The 4,663-nt window shown below is 21.4% G+C and carries 3 protein-coding genes; all 3 read left to right on the forward strand.

Features of this window, described 5'->3' with window-relative positions; translation table 11 throughout:
* Positions 1-815 precede the first annotated feature (815 nt).
* The 3 genes from HMPREF1092_RS15795 (at position 816) to HMPREF1092_RS15800 (ending at position 4,454) form a co-directional block, all read left to right on the forward strand.
* On the forward strand, positions 816-1,196 hold the full coding sequence (locus HMPREF1092_RS15795) for a hypothetical protein (protein ID WP_002599695.1): 381 nt from the start codon (positions 816-818) through the stop codon (positions 1,194-1,196).
* Complete coding sequence (locus HMPREF1092_RS17465) at positions 1,187-1,354, forward strand: hypothetical protein (protein WP_195972461.1); 168 nt, start codon at positions 1,187-1,189, stop codon at positions 1,352-1,354. Before HMPREF1092_RS15795 ends, HMPREF1092_RS17465 begins: the two co-directional genes overlap by 10 nt.
* 256 nt (positions 1,355-1,610) lie before the next feature.
* The gene (locus HMPREF1092_RS15800; RefSeq protein WP_002599696.1) at positions 1,611-4,454 is read left to right on the forward strand and encodes a DEAD/DEAH box helicase; all 2,844 of its coding nucleotides are present in this window, start codon (positions 1,611-1,613) and stop codon (positions 4,452-4,454) included.
* The last annotated feature ends 209 nt before the right edge of the window (positions 4,455-4,663 follow it).

Consider the following 4,663-nt stretch of genomic DNA (forward strand, 5'->3'; position numbering starts at 1 on the left):
TTTTATAATTCATATTATAGCATATCAAAAATTTACTAGGAACTATAGCAACTAGATAATGATGATGCTTTAATATTATATTATAGCATATCAAAAATTTACTAGGAACTATAGCTGATAAAATGATTATGATATTATAAAAATAATTATAGCATATTAATTAATTTACCAGGAATTATAGATTTGTGAATACACAACATGGACACGGTACATTATAGTATATTAAAAAGCTATGGACCATAATATAATAATGATATATATTTAACTCAAAATCTTTAATAAAATTTAGATATAAAGTTGAAAATTCTAAAATAATTGTAGATTTAAAATAATAAAAATCACACTATTTAACTTTAATATAGTGTGATTTTACATATGTTTTACTAACAGCAATTATGATAATTTCATTAATAGTAATAAAAAATTATTGTTGCTAGTGATAAAGATAATAAAGTAAGATTTAGACATAATAAAAATTCAAAAGATAAACAGTCAAATACAACTTTTGAAAAATATATTATATCAAAAAATAATGGTAATAAAAAATCAACCATTGAGAAGTCTTTTATCTTCTTGTTTTTATTATATCATGGAATTAAAAAAAATAAACTTTTTTAGAGATGAATCAATATAATTGATTTATTTTTTTATTTATAAAAGTTTTTTCTTTAAAATATGAAATTTTAAAGTGATAGTGATAATATTTGAATATACTTAATTCATTTTAGAATGAATAATTAAGTATAAGAAAGGATAACTTTATTTGACATTTAAATGATTTATCATAAATTTATAAATGAAAGAGGAGAATACAAATGATTAATTTATATAGTGGTACATTTTCATTTTACGCAAATAATAGCGACAAAATTTTGAGGTCTATAAAAAGAGGAATACTGGATAAAAAAATAACAGATGAAAGTGAGATAGATTTAAAAGAAGTTCTAAATGCAAAAGATATAGATAAGGTATTTGATGAACTAATGATAGATATATATTTAAAAGATAGAGAATATATAGTTGATTATTTTTCTACTGAAGCATTTGGAGGATATGATATTGAAATATTTGAATGTATAGCTCCATATATAAATGATGGATACTTTGATTTTATAGATGACAATGGAAATATGCTTAGAAAATCTTTTAAAGACGGAGAATGTGTAAAAGAATATACTAAAATACTTTGGGAATAATTAATAATTTAGGAAAAGCTAATAGTATATTTATCAGTTTAAAAGATATAATAGGGAAAATTAAAAGTAATAATATGAGTACTCATGGCATTGATTTAAATGGATATTTTAGCAATACAAATTCAAATATAGATATATTAAAAGAAATATATATATAAAATATGGCAATTATTAAAAATAAAAAATATAATATAAAATTAAACTATTAAATATATCTTGAAGAAGATATTTTAATAGTTTTTTTATTATAAAAGCAAAAAACATATTTGTTAATTTTAGTTTGTAAACAAAAACATGCTACAATATAATTAGAAATATTATGAAATAATTAAATTGAAAATTATTAAATAGAATTTTATATTTTTAGAAATTATTTCATTAATACTAAGCAATAAATGAGGGGCGATATAAGGTATGAATAAAGTTATATCAAAAAATATTGATTTAATGATAGAATTAAATATTGAAAATTTAAAGAAGCATATTTATTCAAAAAATGATTCAATTATTTTATCTAATATATTATCTAGAAAAAATACTACAGATACAGATATGTTATTTTTAATAAAAAAAATGAAACCTTACAAGAATGTTTTTCCTAGAAAATATAAGAGAGCTTTTAACAAGGTAGAAATTTTTATAGATATTTGTGATGAGTATAAAATATCAGAACACTTATTAAAATCACTTGCTATCTCTAAGATAGAAAACAATAAATGTTTAATAAGTTTTAATGAATTAAGTATTTATTATGGATTGGCAAGTATTAAAAAATCTATTGTAAAAAATATTGAAAGTAAAGACTATATAATAATAAATGATAATTGTATAGAAATAAACATTAAATATATGTCTTTTATTTTAATGCTGCTACAAATATTGGTAAGTGAAATATTTAATGATAACAGATATGAAAATGATATAGCATATATTTTTAATGAAATAGAAAATAAAAAACAGATTCTTGATGAAGTATTACTGAAGGAAATTAATGTATTTAAAAACGATATAAAAAAAGAACAGTACAAACTAAAAAGTTTAAAAGAAAAATATAATTATAAAAATTCATCTAACGAAACATTTAATAAAATAGATAACAATGAAAAAGAAATTTCAGAAAAAAATATAAATTCAAATTATAATGTTTATTTAAAAATTTCAAGAAGAAATACATTTAAAATACATGTGAAAAAAGATGCAAATGGAATTGTACTTATGTTCAAGTATAACGAAAAAGTTATAAACTCAATAAAAAAACTACCTTTTCAATATAGGCATTATGAACCACATAAATGGATTGTATCATATGGAAAAGAAGAAGCTTTATTAAATATATTTATTGAAGATGAAATTTATAAATCTTTTAATATAGAAGAATTGATATATTTAATAACTAATCCTAAAGATATAAGAGATAATGTAAAATTTAAAGTTAATGCAACTAACTTGAATGATGATGTAATTAAGTTAGATTTTAATTATGATAAACAAATAATAGATGTTATAAAAGGATTGCCAACTACAGACAGAAGATATTTAGTAAAAAAAAGAGCTTGGATAGTAAGCCAAAAATACATTCCTCTTCTAATAGATAGATTTAAAAAACTAGAAAGACAAATTCCTATAGATACTAGCTCTATGGAACAAATTTTACAAGAACTAAGCAAAGTAAAAATCTCAATTAAAGAATGTAAATTAAATGGATATATAGATATAGAATGTGATAAATCTAGCAATAACAGTAATTTTTTGAGATTATTAGATGAGTTTAGAATATTAAATAGCGATAAAGTAACTGTCCCAGCAACAGAAATAGATAAAATTTTCAACAATGATAAGCTTGAATTAGATAATTCAGCTAAAAATCTTCTTCAAAATCTATTAAAATCTAAAGAATATATAGAAAGAAATAAAACATATCCTCCAGTTAATATAAGCAAACTTAAAAAGAAACCTTATCCACATCAATTAGAAATTATAGAACCAATGTTAAAGTTAAAACGATTTATATTAGGGGATGAAATGGGGCTAGGAAAAACATTTGAAAGCATCTTGTTTGGCGCTAGTATTCCATTATTAAAATTAATAGTATGTCCTGCAACTTTAATTTTAAATTGGAAAAAAGAAATAGAGGAGACTCTTGATAAACAAAATATAGTAATCGTTAACTCAAAGTTCAAGAAGAGTACTATAAAGGATTTAAATAAAGATGAATTATCCAATACGTGGATAGTTATAAACTATGAGAAGTTGCATAAATATAAAAATATTTTAAAAGAATTAAATGTTGGAGTTCTTTTATGTGATGAAGCTCATTATATCAAATCTATAGATAATAAAGGATATTGTACAAGCAAAAGAGGAAAAGCAACATTGGATTTATCGATGAATATTCCATATAAAGTAGCTATAACAGGAACACCTATAGGTAACAGTTCTAAAGATTGTTGGAATCTTTTAATATTAATTGAGAGTAAGGAGGTACTTATAGGATTTGATAAATTTAAAGAATATTTCAAAGAAAAATCTATTAAAAGTTTAAATGAAATGCTATCTTCTAAAATGATAAGAAGATTAAAAAAAGATATATTGAATTTGCCTGATATTCAAAGAAGGTTTATACCAAATGAAATTGATACAAGAGATTATAATTTAAAATTAAAAGAATACTTAGATAATGAAAATAAATCATTGACTCAATTTATAGCTTATCTAAATGCAATAAGATTAATAATTGCAAAAGAGAAAACAACTTCTACTATAAAACTTGCCGAAATGTATTTAAAAGAACATGAAAAAATTGTTATATTTACAAATTATAAAGAACCTGCACAAAAATTTAAAAGGCATTTTGGTGAAAATGCAGTATTAATAGATGGAAGTGTTCCAGTACAATTAAGAAAAAGTATTATAGATGAATTTCAAGAAGGTGATAAAAAAGTTTTTATAGGAAATTTAAAAGCTGCTGGAACAGGTATTACTTTAACTAAATCGGATATAGTAATATTTAATGATTTTGACTATATACCTTCATCTCATTTACAAGCAGAACAACGTATTCACAGAATAGGGCAAAAAAATAATTGTTTTATAGTTTATAATTATGCTAGTAATGCTGAGATAGATGGATTTATGATTGAAAAATTAACAAGTAAATTTAAAATGATAAATCAAATTGTTGATGGAGTGGATTCAGAGTTTATTGAAGAAGATAAATCTATAACGAAAGAACTATATGAACATATTGGTATAAAATGATAAACAATAATTATGGAAGTATTTCTATATAAATATCTAATTTAAATTGATAAATAGTATATGCCTGTGAGAATTTCTCATAGGCATTAATTTTTAAATTATATACTTATAAAGTTACCCAATTAAATGAAAGGTAGCAAATTAAGGAGATAAAGGTAACCAATTGGGGAAAGGTAGCAGATTGGTATATTGCATTAAAGGTAGCAAAA

The organism is Clostridium thermobutyricum, from assembly GCF_000371465.1.
Lineage (GTDB): Bacteria > Bacillota > Clostridia > Clostridiales > Clostridiaceae > Clostridium > Clostridium thermobutyricum.